The following is a 16052-nucleotide window of genomic DNA, read 5'->3' as shown; positions in this document are numbered from 1 at the left end:
GGGGGGGGCGCCCGCCCCCGCGCCGCCCCCGCCCCCCCCGCGCGCGCGCGGGGCCGGCGCGGCGCCCCCCCGCGGGGGCTCGTTTCCGGGGTCGGCCCGGGGCCCGGCGGGGAGGGATCCGGCCCCGGTGGGGATCCGCGGGCGGACGCCGGGGGTGCGCCGGAGGGCGAGGTCGCGTCCGAGGACGAGAACGCGCCAGAGGGTGAGAACGCGCCAGAGGGTGAGAGCGCACGGGGGGATGAGAGCGGACCGGGGGATGAGGAGCCGGGCCACTCGCGCTCGCGGGACCTGTTGCTGCTCGTGGGGATCTGCCTGCTGGCCCTGCTGCTGGTGAACGCCTTCGTCGCGCGCCCGTTCTCGGTGCCGTCCGGGTCGATGGAGGAGACCCTGCGTCCGGGCGACCGGCTGATCGCGAACCAGCTCGCCTACGCCTTCGGCGGCCACCCCCAGCGGGGCGACGTCGTGGTCTTCGACGGGACGGGCTCCTTCCTTCCGGAGTCGGGCGGGCCGACCGGCTTCCGGGACGGGCTGAGCTCGCTCGGCCGGGACCTCGGGCTGGCCCCGGCTGGGAATACGGTCTACGTCAAACGGGTGATCGGCGTCGGCGGGGACCGGGTGACCAGCACCGGCCCGGGCAGGCCGATCACCGTCAACGGGGTGCCGATCGACGAGTCCTCCTACCTGGCCCCGGGGGACCAGCCGTCGAGCGTGGCCTTCGACGTGGTGGTGCCGACCGGCAAGCTCTGGGTGATGGGGGACCACCGCAGCGCCTCCCGTGACTCGCGCGACCACCTCGGCGAGCCCGGCGGCGGCTTCGTGCCCGAGAGCAGGGTGATCGGCCGGGCGGACTGGGTGGTCTACCCGTTCTCGCGCTTGACCGGCCTTGACCGGCCCGCGGCCTTCGCCGCGACTGCGGGAACGGGCGGTCATGGGGAGCAGGGGTAGCAGAGGCAGGGACCGGCTGGCGGACCGCCCGGGCCCGGATCCGGATGCCGGCGGACCGGTCGGCGCCGGATCAGCAGGTGCCGGATCCGCGGGTGCCGGATCGGCGGGTGCCGGATCCGTGAGTGCCGGATCTGACGGTGCCGGGCCAGGAGGCGCCTCCCCCGGGGGTGCGGGCCCGGCCGTGGTGCTGCCCGTCCGGGGCCGGGCCGATCGCCGCCGCAGCGCCCGACGCGCGGCCCGGCGGCGCAAGCGGTCGCTGCTGCGGGAGTTCCCGCTGATCATCGTGGTGGCGCTGCTGGTCGCGCTGGTGATGAAGACCTTCCTGCTCCAGGTGTTCGTGATCCCCTCCGGCTCGATGGAGCAGACCATCCAGGTGGGGGACCGGGTGCTGGTGGACAAGCTGACCCCCTGGTTCGGCAGCGAGCCGCAGCGCGGCGACGTGGTGGTGTTCAAGGATCCGGGCGGCTGGCTGGAGAGCGACCACAAGCCGTCCGACGACGGTCCGGTGCTGGGGGCGGCCAAGCAGGTCCTCACCTTCGTCGGGCTGCTGCCGTCGGACAGCGAGCAGGACTTGATCAAACGGGTCATCGGCGTCGGCGGGGACACCGTGGAGTGTTGCGACGCGAAGGGGCGGTTGAGCGTCAACGGCACGCCGGTGGACGAGCCGTACCTCGCGCCCGCCAACCCGCCGTCCCGGCAGCCCTTCAAGGTGCAGGTGCCGCAGGGTCGGCTCTGGGTCATGGGCGACCACCGGGACGTGTCCGCCGACTCCCGCTTCCACATGGGGAACCCGGGGCAGGGGACCATCCCGCTGAGCGGTGTGGTCGGCCGGGCCTTCATGAACGCCTGGCCGCTGGACCGCCTCCATCAACTTGACGTGCCGAGTTCACTCTCCTCGTTGGCGCGGGCTCCGCAGGCGCGCGGAACTGCGCCGGAATCCGTGGGCGTTGGGCCGGTTCCGATGGAACCTCCGCTCGTTATGGGTGTGTTGGGCATCTTTCCGGCCGTCGTTCGCCGGTCAGGGCGGCCGCCCGAGTGAGCCGGGCCGGGCGTCTCGCGGCCGGGCCGCGCGCGTGGGACCGCGAGCCGGATGCCTTGGAGTGATAGAGAAGTGCAGGTGCGGCCGGGAGGTCCCGGTCGTGCGTCGAGGCTGTGCTGGTGTCAGGGGAGCCCGTGATGGGCAGTCCCGAAGCGTCCATGGTCGTGGTGAGCGTGGTGCCCGCTGTGCGGCACTGTGAGCGCGGGCGCTCGGGCGTCCGCACAGCAGGGAGGAGACGTTGTGGGGGATGTGGTGATCGGCGCCCGCTCAGGTGCCGGCGAGCCCGAGGGCTCTGGCGGTCGAGCGGCCCGGTCCGCTGAGTCCGGTGCGTCCTCGGCCTCGGTCGAGGACGCGGCGGCCCAGACCGCCGACGAGCATGGCGACGGGACGGAGGGCCCCACCGGGGGCTCTTCGGAGTCCCACCGGCCCGACGCCGAGTCGGCGGACCAGTCGGAGTCGCAGGCCCCCGGCAAGCAGCGCAAGCAGCGTTCCTTCTGGAAGGAACTGCCGATCCTGGTCGGCATCGCGCTGGTCCTGGCGCTAGTGATCAAGACCTTCTTCGTCCAGGCCTTCTCCATTCCGTCGGAGTCGATGCAGAACACGTTGCAGGTCGGTGACCGTGTCCTGGTGGACAAGCTGACCCCCTGGTTCGGCGCGGAGCCCGAGCGTGGTGAGGTCGTGGTGTTCCACGACCCGGGCGGCTGGCTGAACGACGAGCCGACCCCCCAGAGCAGCAACTCCTTCGTCCGGGGCGTCCAGGACGTGCTCAGCTTCGTCGGTCTGATGCCGTCGGCCAACGAGAAGGACCTGATCAAGCGGGTCATCGCGGTCGGCGGGGACACCGTCGAGTGCCAGGGCACCGGGCCGGTGAAGGTCAACGGCGTCGCGCTCAACGAGCCGTACGTCTACCAGGGCAACACCCCCTGCGGTGACCACCCGTTCGACCCGGTGAAGGTGCCCAACGGCCGGATCTGGGTGATGGGCGACCATCGCGCCGACTCGCTGGACTCCCGCTTCCACATGGACCAGCCGGGTGGCGGCACCGTTCCGGTGGGCAACGTGATCGGGCGGGCCTTCGTCGTGGCCTGGCCGGTCGGTCACTGGTCGACGCTCTCGGTGCCGAACACCTTCGACCAGAAGGGCCTGGCGGCGGCCGCGCCTCTGGCGCCTCCCGTGGCCGGCGCGGTGGGCGCGGTCGCGCTGCTTCCGCTGGTGCGTCGGGTGCGGGAGCGGAGGGACGGCCGGAAGGACTCCTGAGCTCCACCGGGTTCTCCTCAGCCCTTGCGCGGGCCGTGGTACCGACGAGTAATCTGCTCGGACGTGCCACGGCCCGTCGGCTTTTCTGCCGGTGCCCCCGGCGTGCCATTGGTGTTCTCCGGTCGGCCAGAGGTGGACGGTTTCGATGAGCGGTGTCGTTGAGCAGACGGCCGACCACCCGGCTTCGCCCGCCCGTCCGGGCCGCCGGCCCGCGGCGGTGCTGCAGGGCGTCGCGCTCGCGCTCGGGCTGGTGCTGATGATCGGCGGCTTCGCCTTGATCGCGATCGACTACCGGCCGTACAGCATCCCGACCGCCTCGATGTCCCCCACGCTTCGGATCGGGGACACCGTGCTCGCCCGGAAGATCGGCGGCGGGGCCGTCGGCCGGGGGGACGTGGTGGTCTTCCGGGACCAGGACTGGGGTGGCGAGCTCATGGTCAAGCGCGTGGTCGCGGTCGGCGGGGACACCGTCGCGGCCACCGGCAACGACCACCGGCTGACGGTCGACGGACAGGTGGTGGAGGAGCCGTACCTCGCGGCGCAGGGCCCGCAAGGCTCCTCGTTCAGCGTCACGGTGCCGCCGGGGCGGCTGTTCCTGCTCGGCGACAACCGGCTGGGCTCGCTCGACTCCCGCACCCACCTGGAGGTCGACGGCGGGACCGTCCCGGCCGGCGCGGTGGAGGCCAGGGTCGAGGCCACCCTGATGCCGTTCGGCAGGACGGGGGACCTCGGCCGGACCGCGGCCTTCGACGGGCTTCCCGGACCGAAGGCCGGTGCGCCCGGGCCGCTGCAACCGGCCGCCTTCGCGACCGTTGCGGGCGCGGCGCTGATCCTCGTGACTTCGGCGGTGGGCGGGGTGGCGGGCCTGGCCCGCCGGCTCAGCCGGGGGCGCAGCTCCTGATCGCGGTCGTCGCGGCCCGGGCCGCTCTGCCGAACATCGCCCCGGACGGCGGCGCCGGGTGGCAGGATCGGTAGCGCCACCGACGCGAACGGAAGGAGCGTGGAGCGCTGCCATGACGGCACAACGGCGCAGGGCGGCGCGGATCCTGCTGCTGGACGGGCAGGACCGCATCCTTCTCTTCCTGGGCTCCGACCCGGCGACGCCGGGGGAGGCGTGGTGGTTCACGCCCGGTGGCGGCTTGGAGCCCGGGGAGGACGTGCGGGAGGCCGCCGCGCGGGAACTCGCGGAGGAGACCGGCCTGCGGGGTGTGGACCTGGGGCCCTTGGTGGCGTACGGCACGGTGTCGTTCTCCTTTCAGGGACGGCGTTACGAGCAGGATCAGTGGTTCCATCTGGCCCGGACCACGGAGACGGGTCTCGACCACTCGGGGATGGGCGAGGAGGAACACGCCCAACTGCTCGCGGCGCGCTGGTGGACGGTCGAGGAGCTGAGGGGGACCGCCGAGACGGTCTACCCGGTCGGATTGGCGGACTTCCTGGAGCGACTGCTGGCCGAGGGCCCGCCGGTCGCCCCGGTACGGCTCTGAGCGTGGGTGCGGTGGTCCACAATGGGTGGACGTGACAAGTTGAGGGGACGCCTGGATGAGTGCCGAAGATCTCGAGAAGTACGAGACCGAGATGGAGCTCAAGCTCTACCGGGAGTACCGGGACGTCGTCGGCCTGTTCAAGTACGTGATCGAGACCGAGCGACGGTTCTACCTCACCAATGACTACGAGTTGCAGGTGCACTCGGTGCAGGGCGAGGTCTTCTTCGAGGTGTCGATGGCGGATGCGTGGGTCTGGGACATGTACCGGCCGGCCCGGTTCGTCCGTAAGGTCCGGGTGCTGACCTTCAAGGACGTGAACATCGAGGAACTCGCGAAGAGCGATCTGGAGCTGCCCTCGGACGAGTCCGGCTTCGGGAACTGACGTTGGACCGCTCGGACCCGCGTTGTCCAGCGGAATTTCGCGCGATCGGGGCGTCTCACTCCTGCGGGTGACAGAAGTTATCCACAGGCCCGAGTTATCCACAGGGAAACGGAAATTCCCGGCCTCGCCGTGCGCGACGGTGCAACCTCCACGTCGGAGGTGGTCACCGTGCAGAACACGATCACGCAGGACCAGGCCGTACCGGGTGCGGCCGTACTGGACCAGGCCTCAGCGGCCACAGCGGCCGGAGCCGTGCGGGACGGCACGAAGGACGGCACCGGGCCGGGCCCGGGTCGCAGTACCGGCGGTCGCAGTACCAACAACGGGCTCGGCCGCTACGGCGAGCGGGTCGCCGCCCGCCGTCTCACGGAGGCCGGGCTCCGCATCCTGGACCGCAACTGGCGCTGTGTCGAGGGCGAGTTGGACATCGTCGCCCTCGACGGCGACACCGTGGCGGTCTGCGAGGTGAAGACCCGCTCCGAGCGGGGCTTCCAACAACCCAGCGAGGCCATCGGCCAGGCCAAGGCCGCCCGGTTGCAACGCCTGGCGGAGCGCTGGATGGCCGAGCGCTGGCCCGGCCACTTCGCACGGCTGGCCGGTCCCGGGTACGACCCCGGGCCCACGGACCCGCACTGGCCGCCCGCTCCGCCCGGGGGCGTGCGGATCGACCTGGTGGCCGTGGTCAACCGGGCCCGGGGTGCGGCCCTGGTCGACCACCTGCGGGGGGTGGTCTGAGATGGCCTTCGCCCGTACCTGTTCCGTCGCGCTGGTCGGCGTCGACGGAGTGATCGTCGAGGTCCAGGCCGATCTGGAGCCAGGGGTGGCGGCGTTCACCCTGGTCGGCCTGCCCGACAAGGCGCTGTCCGAGGCCCGAGACCGGGTGCGCGCGGCCGTGGTCAACAGCGGTGAGGCCTGGCCGCAGCGCAAGCTGACCGTCGGGCTCAGCCCGGCCTCGGTGCCCAAGAGCGGCAGTGGCTTCGACCTCGCGGTGGCCTGCGCCGTCCTGGCCGCGGCCGAACGGCTCGACCCCTCCTCCATCGCCGAGCTGCTGATCATCGGCGAACTGGGGCTGGACGGCCGGGTGCGGCCGGTCCGCGGGGTGCTGCCGTCGGTGCTGGCCGCGGCCGACGCGGGATACCAGCGGGTCGTGGTCGCGGAGCAGACCGCGCCCGAGGCCTCGCTCGTCCCGGGCGTGACCGTGATCGGCGTCCGCAGCCTGCGGCAGCTGGTCGCGGTCCTGACCGGCGCGCCCGCGCCGGAGGAGCCGCCCGACCCGATCGCCGGCCGGCCGGATCCGCTGATGGCCGGCCTGATGCTGCCCAGCGCCGGCGTCCGAGGGCTGGTCGACGACAAGGCGGCGCGCCTCGATCTGGCCGACGTGGCCGGACAGTACGAGGCCCGGCGCGCCCTGGAGATCGCCGCTGCCGGCGGTCACCACCTGTACCTCAAGGGCCCACCGGGCGCGGGCAAGACGATGCTGGCGGAGCGGCTGCCCTCGCTGCTCCCGCCACTGACCCAGAAGGAGGCTCTGGAGGTCACCGCCGTGCACTCGGTGGCCGGGCTGCTCCCGGTCGGGCGCCCGCTCATCGACACGGCGCCGTACTGCGCCCCGCACCACTCCACGACGATGCCGGCGATCGTCGGCGGCGGCAGCGGCCTGCCGAGACCGGGGGCGGTCTCGCTGGCCCACCGGGGCGTGCTGTTCCTGGACGAGGCGCCGGAGTTTCCGGTCCGGGTGCTCGACTCGCTGCGCCAGCCGCTGGAGTCGGGCGAGGTGGTGATCGCCCGCTCGGCCGGCTCGCTCCGGCTTCCGGCCAGGTTCCTGCTCTGCCTGGCCGCCAACCCCTGCCCGTGCGGCCGCCATTCACGACGGGGTGAGGGGTGCGAGTGCACCCCTGCGATGGTCAGTCGTTACCAGGGGCGGCTCTCCGGGCCGCTGCTGGACCGGGTCGACCTCCAGGTCCAGGTCGCCCCGGTGACGAGGATCGAACTCATGGAGCGGGACATCACGGCGGAGAGCACCGAGACCGTCGCGGCCCGGGTGCTGGCCGCGCGGGAACGGGCAGCGGCCCGGCTGGCGACCACCCCGTGGCGGACCAACGCGGAAGTCCCGGGCCACGAGCTGCGGACCCGCTGGCAGCTCGCCCCCGGCGCACTGAACGATGTCGCCCGCCAGTTGGAGCGCGGGCTGCTGACCGCCCGGGGCCTGGACCGGGTGCTCCGGGTCGCCTGGACGGTCGCCGACCTCGCCGGTCGTGACCGGCCGGACCAGCGGGACGTTCGCACCGCACTGGTCCTGCGCACTGGCGTCGAGCAGGGGCTGCCGCTGGCCGAGCGGGTCTACGGCCGACTCGGTGGCATCCCGGCCCAGCGCGTCGGCCCGGTCGACGAGCCGCCCGAAGGGCAGAGCCGGTCGGGCCGGTTCGAGAAGCCCGATCGTCCCGATTGTCCTGACCCGGAGAGCCCTGGTCCGCCGGACCGCCCCGATGCCCTTGGCCGATCCACCCGGTCCGGCTCCGCCAAGCGGTCCGGGAAGCGCGACCAGCATCGGGCGGACGAGGGCGGTGAGGCATGAACCCGATGATGACGCACCTTCAGCCGCCCGGCCGGGCAGAGTCCGAGTCCGGTCCCGATCCGGAGCGCCTCGCCCGCGCCGTGCTCAGCCGGCTGAGCGAGCCCGGGGACGCGGTGGTCGGCCGGTGGCTCGGTCAGCTCTCCGCAGTCGACGCCGTCCGGGCGATCCGTGACGGGACGGTGCCCGCACACCCCGGGCTGGACGGGCCCCGGCTGGCCGGCTACCAGGCGAGACTCCCCGGTCTGGACCCGGCCGAGGACCTGGAACGGGTACGAGCCGTCGGTGGACGCTTCATCATTCCGGGGGACACGGAATGGCCCAGCCAACTGGACGATCTGGGCGACGGGCGCCCGATCGGGCTCTGGACGACCGGCACGGGTTCGCTGCGGCTGCTCGCGCTCCGCTCGGTGGCGATGGTCGGCTCCCGAGCCTGCACGGCCTACGGCGCCCACGTCGCGGGGGAGCTGTCGGCCCAACTGGCCGAGCGAGGTTGGGTCGTGGTGTCCGGAGCCGCCTACGGGATCGACGCGGCCGCCCACCGAGGGGCGCTCTCCGTCGGCGGGATGACGATCGCGGTGCTCGCCTGTGGGGTCGACGTGGCCTACCCGAAAGGGAACGCCGAACTGATCCGGCGGATCGGCGCTCAGGGACTGCTGGTCAGCGAACTCCCACCCGGGGAACACCCGAACCGCTTCCGCTTCGTGCTCCGCAACCGGGTCATCGCGGCGCTCACCCGGGGCACGGTGGTGGTCGAGGCGGCGATGCGCAGCGGCGCGCTGAGCACGGCCAGACGGGCGCGGGACCTCAACCGCCACACCATGGGCGTCGCCGGCCCGGTGACCTCGGAACTCTCGGCCGGGGTGCACGCCCTGATCCGCAGCGGCGGCGCCACGCTGGTCACCGACTCCGCCGAGATCGCCGAACTGATCGGGGCGATCGGGGACGACCTGGCGCCGCAGCGCAGCGGCCCGGTCTTGCCCCGGGATCTGCTGGAGCCGGCGGTGGCCCGGGTGCTGGAGGCCGTCCCGGCGACGGCGGAGGGCGCGCCGATCGAGCGGTTGGCCCGGCAGTCCGGACTCCCGCCGGACGAAGTGCTGCAGCGGCTCTACGAGTTGGGCTCGCTCGGTTACGTCGAGCGGCACGGCGCGCACTGGCGCCTGGTGCGGAGGAGGTGACGGTCGGGACGAAGCGCACATCCGTGTCGTGGGGAGGGGGCGTGGGGAGGGAGTGTCGGAATCGCCCGGTTGACCTGCTGATCCGGTTCGTCCGTTCGCGTGCCCGGATCCGGTGACGCGAACGCCACCGGATCGGGGGACGACCGAGTGGCGGTAGCGCATTGCAGCGAGTCGGTCACGCTACGCTCCACATGCCTTCCCTATCAGCACATGACTCGGCAGAACGGCGCAGACCAACGCATGCCCACACACATTCCCGGACACAGAGTGACCGGTGGCGCCCGGTCCTCGGGAGGGCCGCGGACCGAGCGGCGCCCCGTGACTGAGTTCCCGCCCAAGGCGACGGGGACAATGGGGGGCCTGTCGCGCCAGGGCGGCCGGCCGACGGCGGTGCCGGGCCAGCCCGCCGACGCGGTCGGCGCCGCCACCGGCGACGGCGCAGCCCGCCCGATCGCTGCCGGTGCCCTGCCGCCGGACGGCACCCCCCCGCCCGGCCCGGAGCAGGGACCGGGGCCGGGCGGTCCAGGCCCCGGAGCCCAGGGGCGCACCGCGCTCGAAGAGCTCTGGCGCTCCTACAAGGAGACCGGCGACCAGCGGCTGCGCGAGCAGCTGATCCTGCACTACTCGCCGCTCGTCAAGTACGTGGCGGGGCGGGTCGGGGTCGGCCTGCCCTCCAACGTCGAGCAGGCCGACTTCGTCTCCTCGGGGGTCTTCGGGCTGATCGATGCGATCGAGAAGTTCGACATCGACCGCGCCATCAAGTTCGAGACCTATGCGATCAGCCGGATCCGCGGCGCGATCATCGACGAACTGCGTGCCCTGGACTGGATCCCGCGCTCGGTGCGGCAGAAGGCGAAGGCCGTCGAGCGGACGTACGCGACGCTGGAGGCCCGGCTGCGCCGTACGCCGCACGATCCCGAGGTCGCGGCCGAGATGGGTATCGCGATCGAGGATCTGCACGCGATCTTCAGCCAGCTGTCCCTGGCCAACGTGGTGGCCCTGGACGAACTGCTGCACCCGGTGGGGGAGGGCGGCGACCGGCTGAGCCTGATGGACACCCTGGTGGACCACGGTGCCGACAACCCGGTTGAGGTGGCCGAGGACCGCGAGCTGCGCAGGCTGCTGGCCCAGGCGGTCAACACCCTCCCCGAGCGGGAGAAGACCGTGGTGACGCTCTACTACTACGAGGGCCTCACCCTCGCCGAGATCGGCCAGGTGCTGGGGGTGACGGAGAGCCGGGTGAGCCAGATCCACACCAAGTCCGTCCTCCAGCTGCGCGCCAAGCTGTCGGACATCCGGTAGCGCGGTCCGGGACCGTCCCGTTCCGGCCGACCTCCGGGTCGCGACCCCGGCCACGTTGCCGGTCCGCGCCTGCCCGGCCGCACCTGCCCGGCTGTAACCCTGGGCCGTTACTCCGGGCCGGATCCCCGGGTTGCGCGCCCGCTCGCACGCCTCGCCGCGCGCCTGCGCGCTCTCGCTCCCCGCTCAAATGCGCGGCGCCGTACCGGCCGCAGGTAGGGCTCCGTACAGTGGGAGCGTGCCGAAGATCCGAGCGGCCACGGTGGCCGAGCATCGCCAGCTGCAGCGTGCAGCCCTCCTTGACGCTGCCCGCACCCTGCTCACGGAGGGCGGCATGGAGGCGCTGACCTTCCCCGCGCTCGCTGCGCGCACCTCCCTGGCGCGCTCCTCGGTCTACGAGTACTTCCGCTCCCGGGCCGCCGTGGTCGAGGCGCTCTGCGAGGTGGACTTCCCGCTCTGGGCGGCCGAGATCGAGGCCGGGATGGAGAGCTGCGACAGCGCGGCCGACCGGATCGAGGCGTATGTCCGTGGCCAGCTGGCGTTGGCCGCAGACCCGCGCCACCGGGCGGTGGTGGCGATCTCCGCGCTCGAACTCGACGAGGCCGCGCGCGAGCGCATCCGGGCGGCGCACGGCAAGCTGGTCGGCCTGGTCGTCCGGGCACTGGAGGATCTCGGTCACGCGCAGCCCCGGCTCGCTGCGGCGTTGCTCCAAGGGGTCGTGGAGGCGGCCGTGCGCCGGGCCGAGCAAGTGGCCGCGGGGGAGCGTGCCGGGTGCGCGGCCGAGCGCCCCGAACTGATCGCGGACGCCGCCGTGGCCATGGCCCTGCACGGCCTCGACCGGGCCTGAGCCGCCGTCCGGCCCGGTTCGTTTGGTTCGTTCGGTTCATCTGATTCATCAGGTGCGCCCGGCGCCGCCCAGCGGCAGCAGCCGCGCCGCTCCCGCGCCGAACAGGGCCAGCGGGTCGAGGTAGCGCCCGCCGCGCAGCAGCCCCCAGTGCAGGCAGTCCCGCGCTGGGCAGTGCCGTCCGTCGGGGGCGAGCCGTCCGATCACCTGTCCGGCGGGTACCTCGGTGCCGACCGGGGCGGTGCCGGCGACGGGCAGGTAGGTGGTCCGCAAGGGGGGTGACCCCGAGCCGGGGTGGGTGACGGTCACCACCGGGCGCCCCGCCACCAGCCCGGAGAACGTGACCACCCCGGCGGCAGCCGCCCGCACCTCCGCCCCGGGCGCGGCGGCGAGGTCCACTCCCCGGTGTCCGGTGGCCCATGGCGTGGCCGGTGGCTCGAACCGCCGGAGCACCCCGCCGGGCCCGCCCACCGGCCAGGCCCGCGCACCGCCCGAACCGGTCCGGCCGGTCTCGCCGCCCCCGCCATCACCTCCGCCGCCCCCGCTGAGAGCGGCGCCCCGCCCCGCACCGCCCGAGACCAGCAGCACCAGCGCGGCCAGCACGGCGACCAGCCCCCGCAGCACACCAAACGAGCCCGGCCCCAACCGGCCCGGCCCCAATCGGTCAAGGCTCAACCGGCCCGGCCCCGAGCAGGCCGGACCGATGGCGGGCGGAACCGGGCATTCGGCGCGAGCGGTCATGCCCCGAGGCTTGCTGCGCGGCCGCCCCGGCGCCACCCACTTCCGGACTCCTGTGGACAAACCGCCCTCGTGGCCTGATCCCGTCCCTCCAGCGGGTGTACGGATGCCGCCATCCGGTGTACAAGCACCGCAGCAGCAGCACTCCCAAGGCCCGGCCGCCCCGCCTCCGCCCCGCCCCCGCCCCGCCTCGGCCCGGCCTCCGCCCAGCTCCCGCCAGCGCGGACCCGCCCGTCCAGGGCCTCCGCCAGTCGCGGAGTCGCCCGCTCCGCGGCGCTTCCCGTACACTTCACACGCGACCCGGTCCGCCGGGTCGACTTCGCACGCCCCGCCACCGGTGGACGGACGCGGCCCGGCCGCTGCCCCCGCCAGGTGCGAGTGCCGCTCGGTCCGCCGAGCCCGCCTGGTCCCCGGACCGTGCGGGTTCAAGCGGCTCGGCACGTTCGGGGCGTCAGGCGTGGCTGTCACCTGGCTGCCACGGACAAACCGAGCCTGACCCGGCCGGACGCACCGCGCGAGCGGGGAGCGCCACCGCGCGAACCCGCCGTCCGTTGCGCGACCGCCGGGCCGTAACACCTGAGGAGCACGGCTATGGCCGTCGTCACGATGCGGGAGCTGCTGGAGAGCGGCGTCCACTTCGGTCACCAGACCCGCCGTTGGAACCCGAAGATGAAGCGCTTCATCATCACGGAGCGCAACGGCATCTACATCATCGACCTCCTGCAGTCGCTGAACTACATCGACCGCGCCTTCGAGTTCATCAAGGAGACCGTTGCCCACGGCGGCAGCGTCCTCTTCGTTGGCACGAAGAAGCAGGCCCAGGAGGCCATCGCCGAGCAGGCCACCCGCGTGGGCATGCCCTACGTGAACCAGCGCTGGCTCGGCGGCATGCTGACCAACTTCTCGACCGTCTACAAGCGCCTGCAGCGCCTGAAGGAGCTCGGCGAGCTGGACTTCTCGGACGTGGCCGGTTCCGGCCTCACCAAGAAGGAGCTCCTGGTCCTCCAGCGCGAGCACGACAAGCTGGAGAAGACCCTCGGCGGTATCCGCGACATGCAGCGCGTTCCCAGCGCCGTGTGGATCGTGGACACCAAGAAGGAGCACATCGCGGTCGGCGAGGCCCGGAAGCTCAACATCCCGGTCGTCGCCATCCTCGACACCAACTGTGACCCCGACGAGGTCGACTACAAGATCCCGGGCAACGACGACGCGATCCGCTCCGTCACCCTGCTGACCCGCGTGATCGCCGACGCCGTGGCCGAGGGTCTGAAGTCCCGCGCCGGTGTCGCCAAGGGCGACGTCAAGGCCGAGCCGGGCGCCGACCAGCCGCTGGCCGACTGGGAGAAGGACCTCATCGAGGGCGAGAAGAAGGCCGAGGAGGCCCCCGCCGCCGCCGAGGCTCCGGCCGCTGAGGCCCCCGCCGTCGAGGCTGAGGCCACCGAGGCGCCGGCCGAGCAGGCCTGACGTACCAAGGGTGAGGGGCACCCGCCGGTACGACACCGGTAGGTGCCCCTCTCTCCCGCGCCGGGACCGAATCATCGGTCCCGGCGTCTCCCCACGCAGACACGCGAGACGCGAGAAGAGATTCACACCATGGCGAACTTCACCGCCGCGGACGTCAAGAAGCTCCGTGAGCTCACCGGCGCCGGCATGATGGACTGCAAGAAGGCCCTGGACGAGGCCGAGGGCAACGTCGAGAAGGCCGTCGAGCTCCTGCGCATCAAGGGCCAGAAGGGCGTTGCCAAGCGCGAGGGCCGTGACGCCTCCAACGGCGCCGTCGCCGCGCTGATCGCCGAGGACAAGAAGTCCGGCGTTCTGGTCGAGCTGAACTGCGAGACCGACTTCGTCGCCAAGGGTGACAACTTCGTCAAGGTCGCCGACGCGATCGCGGCTCACGTGGCCAAGACCGCCCCGGCCGACCTGGATGCCGCCCTGGCGTCCGAGATCGAGGCCGGCAAGACCGTCCAGCAGTTCGTCGACGAGGCCAACGCGACCCTGGGCGAGAAGATCGTCTTCCGTCGCTTCGCCCAGTTCGACGGTGACGGCTTCGTCGCGGTCTACCTGCACAAGACCAGCCCCGACCTGCCGCCGGCCGTCGGCGTCCTGGTCGAGCTGGACAAGGAGAACGCCGAGGTCGCGAAGGACGTCGCGCAGCACATCGCCGCGTTCGCGCCGAAGTTCCTGTCCCGCGAGGAGATCCCGGCCGAGGACCTCGAGAACGAGCGCCGCGTCGCCGAGGCCACCGCGCGTGAGGAGGGCAAGCCCGAGGCTGCCCTGCCGAAGATCGTCGAGGGTCGCGTCACCGGCTTCGTCAAGGAGAACTCCGTCCTGGAGCAGGCCTTCGCGAAGGACAACAAGAAGACCGTCGCCAAGGTCCTCGAGGAGAACGGCGTCGCCCTCAAGCGCTTCGCCCGCTTCCGCGTCGGCGCCTGAGCCACGTTCCACCTGGTCCCCGGCACCCTTACGCTGGGAACCGCCCCCGCCCGTTGACCAGGGCGGGCGGAACGCCGAACGGGCTCACCCAGTGCCAACCGTCCACGGGCGGGCCGCGTCGGCACCATGAACGACGAGGAGGCCATTGCCGTGCAGGACACCGAACCGGTTCCCGCGGCAGTGGCCTCCTCTCGCGTACGCGCAGGCCGGGCATCCGCACACCCGCGCCTGTGAGCCAGTAGGTGCAAAAAGGAGAAGTCCATGCAGGAGACGCAGGAGACCGCGCAGGACCCCAAGGCCGGCTCGCGCCGCCGGGTGCTGCTCAAGCTGTCCGGTGAAGCCTTTGCCGGTGGTGGCGGACTCGGCGTCGACCCGGACGTCGTGCACGCGATCGCCCGGGAGATCGCCACCGTCGTCCGTGCCGGTACCGAGGTCGCGGTGGTCATCGGCGGCGGCAACTTCTTCCGGGGCGCCGAGCTGCAGGTCCGCGGCATGGACCGGGCGCGCTCCGACTACATGGGCATGCTCGGCACCGTGATGAACTGCCTGGCGCTGCAGGACTTCCTGGTCAAGGAAGGCATCGAGACCCGGGTCCAGACCGCGATCACCATGGGCCAGGTCGCCGAACCGTACCTGCCGCTGCGGGCCGTCCGGCACCTGGAGAAGGGCCGTGTGGTGATCTTCGGCGCCGGTATGGGCATGCCGTACTTCTCGACCGACACCACCGCCGTCCAGCGGGCCCTGGAGATCCACGCCGACGTCCTGCTGATGGGCAAGAACGGCGTGGACGGCGTCTACGACTCGGACCCCCGGACCAACCCGGACGCGGTGAAGTTCGACGCGCTGGAGTACTCCGAGGTCATCACGCGCGACCTCAAGGTCGCCGACCTCACCGCGATCACGCTGTGCAAGGACAACAACCTCCCGATGCTGGTCTTCGAGCTGCTGGCGGAGGGCAATATCGCGCGCGCGGTGAAGAGTGAGAAGATCGGCACACTCATCAGCCAGGATTCTGTCCGGGCCTGAGCAGCAATCAGCCGTACGGGACGGCGCCGTCGCCGTGACCGGCCTCGACGCCGACACCGGTCGGGACAATCGCAGATGAACCGGACAGGGAGATCACAGTGATCGAAGAGACCCTCCTCGAAGCCGAGGAGAAGATGGAGAAGGCCGTCGCCGTCGCCAAGGACGACTTCGCCGCCATCCGCACCGGCCGTGCCCACCCGGCGATGTTCGCCAAGATCGTCGCCGAGTACTACGGCACCGTGACGCCGATCAACCAGCTGGCCTCGTTCTCGGTGCCGGAGCCCCGGATGGCGGTCGTCTCGCCGTTCGACAAGACCGCGCTGAAGGCGATCGAGCAGGCGATCCGCGACTCCGACCTGGGCGTCAACCCGTCCAACGACGGCTCCCTCATCCGGGTGGTGCTGCCCGAGCTGACCGAGGAGCGCCGCCGGGAGTTCATCAAGGTGGCCCGGGGCAAGGGCGAGGACGCGAAGGTCTCGATCCGCGCGGTGCGCCGCAAGGCCAAGGACGCCATCGACAAGCTGGTCAAGGACGGCGAGGTCGGCGAGGACGACGGCCGCCGCGCCGAGAAGGAGCTCGACGACACCACGGCCAAGTACGTGGCCGCCGTCGACGAGCTGCTGAAGCACAAGGAAGCCGAGCTGCTCGAAGTCTGATGAACGACGCCCCTGACGCCCCTGGCTACTGGGGCCCGTCCGACCAGCAGTTCCAGCCCTACCGCCCGGCGCCGCAGCCCCGGCCGCAGGCTCCTCTGCAGCAGGCGCACCCGGCGCCGGGGTACGGCGAGTACCCGGCGCCGCCGCAGGCCCAGGGCTACCCCGGTCACCCGGGCGGCCGGGCGGCCCACCCGGG

At 72.4% G+C, this 16052-nt stretch carries 16 protein-coding genes and 1 pseudogene; 16 read left to right on the top strand and 1 reads right to left on the bottom strand.

Translation table 11 applies throughout. From position 1 onward, the window contains the following. Positions 1-291: 291 nt before the first annotated feature. The 11 genes from lepB (ACFV6I_RS27030) to ACFV6I_RS26980 all read left to right on the top strand — a co-directional run bounded on the left by lepB (ACFV6I_RS27030) (position 292) and on the right by ACFV6I_RS26980 (position 11006). Positions 292-945, top strand: coding sequence for a signal peptidase I (gene lepB, locus ACFV6I_RS27030; RefSeq protein WP_380428142.1), 654 nt, complete (start codon positions 292-294; stop codon positions 943-945). A 181-nt stretch (positions 946-1126) separates the two neighbouring features. Continuing rightward, a complete protein-coding gene (lepB, locus tag ACFV6I_RS27025) occupies positions 1127-1984 on the top strand; it encodes a signal peptidase I (protein ID WP_380428140.1) in 858 nt (285 codons plus the stop codon). Between the two features lie 240 nt (positions 1985-2224). Beyond that, positions 2225-3241 (top strand): signal peptidase I, encoded by a 1017-nt coding sequence (gene lepB / locus ACFV6I_RS27020; protein WP_208869071.1) that lies wholly within the window; start codon positions 2225-2227, stop codon positions 3239-3241. Positions 3242-3386: 145 nt separating this feature from the next. Then, positions 3387-4142, top strand: coding sequence for a signal peptidase I (lepB, locus tag ACFV6I_RS27015; protein WP_363375895.1), 756 nt, complete (start codon positions 3387-3389; stop codon positions 4140-4142). 112 nt (positions 4143-4254) lie between these two features. Next, entirely contained in the window at positions 4255-4728 is a 474-nt protein-coding gene (locus ACFV6I_RS27010; protein WP_363375893.1) for an NUDIX domain-containing protein, read from the top strand. Between the two features lie 55 nt (positions 4729-4783). After that, a complete protein-coding gene (locus ACFV6I_RS27005; protein WP_030056781.1) occupies positions 4784-5110 on the top strand; it encodes a DUF2469 domain-containing protein in 327 nt (108 codons plus the stop codon). A 252-nt stretch (positions 5111-5362) separates the two neighbouring features. Beyond that, the gene (locus ACFV6I_RS27000; protein WP_363375975.1) at positions 5363-5845 is read left to right on the top strand and encodes a YraN family protein; all 483 of its coding nucleotides are present in this window, start codon (positions 5363-5365) and stop codon (positions 5843-5845) included. Between the two features lies 1 nt (position 5846). Next, complete coding sequence (locus ACFV6I_RS26995) at positions 5847-7685, top strand: YifB family Mg chelatase-like AAA ATPase (RefSeq protein WP_380428138.1); 1839 nt, start codon at positions 5847-5849, stop codon at positions 7683-7685. Between the two features lie 5 nt (positions 7686-7690). Further along, complete coding sequence (gene dprA, locus ACFV6I_RS26990) at positions 7691-8860, top strand: DNA-processing protein DprA (protein WP_380428136.1); 1170 nt, start codon at positions 7691-7693, stop codon at positions 8858-8860. A gap of 351 nt (positions 8861-9211) precedes the next feature. After that, positions 9212-10162, top strand: a complete 951-nt coding sequence (gene whiG, locus ACFV6I_RS26985; RefSeq protein WP_380340611.1) for an RNA polymerase sigma factor WhiG — start codon at positions 9212-9214, stop codon at positions 10160-10162. 259 nt (positions 10163-10421) lie between these two features. Then, the gene (locus ACFV6I_RS26980) at positions 10422-11006 is read left to right on the top strand and encodes a TetR/AcrR family transcriptional regulator (RefSeq protein ID WP_063351115.1); all 585 of its coding nucleotides are present in this window, start codon (positions 10422-10424) and stop codon (positions 11004-11006) included. 48 nt (positions 11007-11054) lie between these two features. On the opposite strand, the gene ACFV6I_RS26975 is transcribed toward ACFV6I_RS26980, so the two are convergent. Then, on the bottom strand, positions 11055-11627 hold the full coding sequence (locus tag ACFV6I_RS26975) for a murein hydrolase activator EnvC family protein (RefSeq protein ID WP_380428134.1): 573 nt from the start codon (positions 11625-11627) through the stop codon (positions 11055-11057). 705 nt (positions 11628-12332) lie between these two features. On the opposite strand from ACFV6I_RS26975, the gene rpsB reads away from it, so the two are divergent. The 5 genes and pseudogenes from rpsB to ACFV6I_RS26950 all read left to right on the top strand — a co-directional run. Next, positions 12333-13205 carry a 30S ribosomal protein S2 gene (gene rpsB, locus ACFV6I_RS26970; RefSeq protein ID WP_380428132.1) on the top strand — a complete coding sequence of 291 codons (873 nt, stop codon included), beginning with the start codon at positions 12333-12335 and terminating at the stop codon, positions 13203-13205. 129 nt (positions 13206-13334) lie between these two features. Beyond that, on the top strand, positions 13335-14174 hold the full coding sequence (gene tsf / locus ACFV6I_RS26965; protein ID WP_063347667.1) for a translation elongation factor Ts: 840 nt from the start codon (positions 13335-13337) through the stop codon (positions 14172-14174). Positions 14175-14435: 261 nt separating this feature from the next. Beyond that, the gene (gene pyrH / locus ACFV6I_RS26960; RefSeq protein WP_063347666.1) at positions 14436-15200 is read left to right on the top strand and encodes a UMP kinase; all 765 of its coding nucleotides are present in this window, start codon (positions 14436-14438) and stop codon (positions 15198-15200) included. A gap of 98 nt (positions 15201-15298) precedes the next feature. Beyond that, positions 15299-15856, top strand: coding sequence for a ribosome recycling factor (gene frr, locus ACFV6I_RS26955; RefSeq protein WP_063347665.1), 558 nt, complete (start codon positions 15299-15301; stop codon positions 15854-15856). Beyond that, positions 15856-16052 (top strand): annotated as a pseudogene (locus tag ACFV6I_RS26950) (hypothetical protein); the annotation flags it as partial. The gene frr and the pseudogene ACFV6I_RS26950, both read left to right, overlap by 1 nt.

This window comes from Kitasatospora sp. NPDC059803 (genome assembly GCF_042732255.1).
Classification (GTDB): Bacteria; Actinomycetota; Actinomycetes; order Streptomycetales; family Streptomycetaceae; genus Kitasatospora.
The sequence above is the reverse complement of the archived record's forward strand: the minus strand, read 5'-3'. Positions and strand labels throughout refer to the sequence as shown.

What these genes read in the sequence shown, in the direction of transcription:
- pyrH (WP_063347666.1), top strand. Translation starts at nt 14,436, where the DNA reads ATGCAGGAGACGCAGGAGACCGCGCAGGACCCCAAGGCCGGCTCGCGC.
- whiG (WP_380340611.1), top strand. Translation starts at nt 9,212, where the DNA reads ATGGGGGGCCTGTCGCGCCAGGGCGGCCGGCCGACGGCGGTGCCGGGC.
- rpsB (WP_380428132.1), top strand. Translation starts at nt 12,333, where the DNA reads ATGGCCGTCGTCACGATGCGGGAGCTGCTGGAGAGCGGCGTCCACTTC.
- ACFV6I_RS27010 (WP_363375893.1), top strand. Translation starts at nt 4,255, where the DNA reads ATGACGGCACAACGGCGCAGGGCGGCGCGGATCCTGCTGCTGGACGGG.
- lepB (WP_363375895.1), top strand. Translation starts at nt 3,387, where the DNA reads ATGAGCGGTGTCGTTGAGCAGACGGCCGACCACCCGGCTTCGCCCGCC.
- ACFV6I_RS26995 (WP_380428138.1), top strand. Translation starts at nt 5,847, where the DNA reads ATGGCCTTCGCCCGTACCTGTTCCGTCGCGCTGGTCGGCGTCGACGGA.
- tsf (WP_063347667.1), top strand. Translation starts at nt 13,335, where the DNA reads ATGGCGAACTTCACCGCCGCGGACGTCAAGAAGCTCCGTGAGCTCACC.
- ACFV6I_RS27005 (WP_030056781.1), top strand. Translation starts at nt 4,784, where the DNA reads ATGAGTGCCGAAGATCTCGAGAAGTACGAGACCGAGATGGAGCTCAAG.
- dprA (WP_380428136.1), top strand. Translation starts at nt 7,691, where the DNA reads ATGATGACGCACCTTCAGCCGCCCGGCCGGGCAGAGTCCGAGTCCGGT.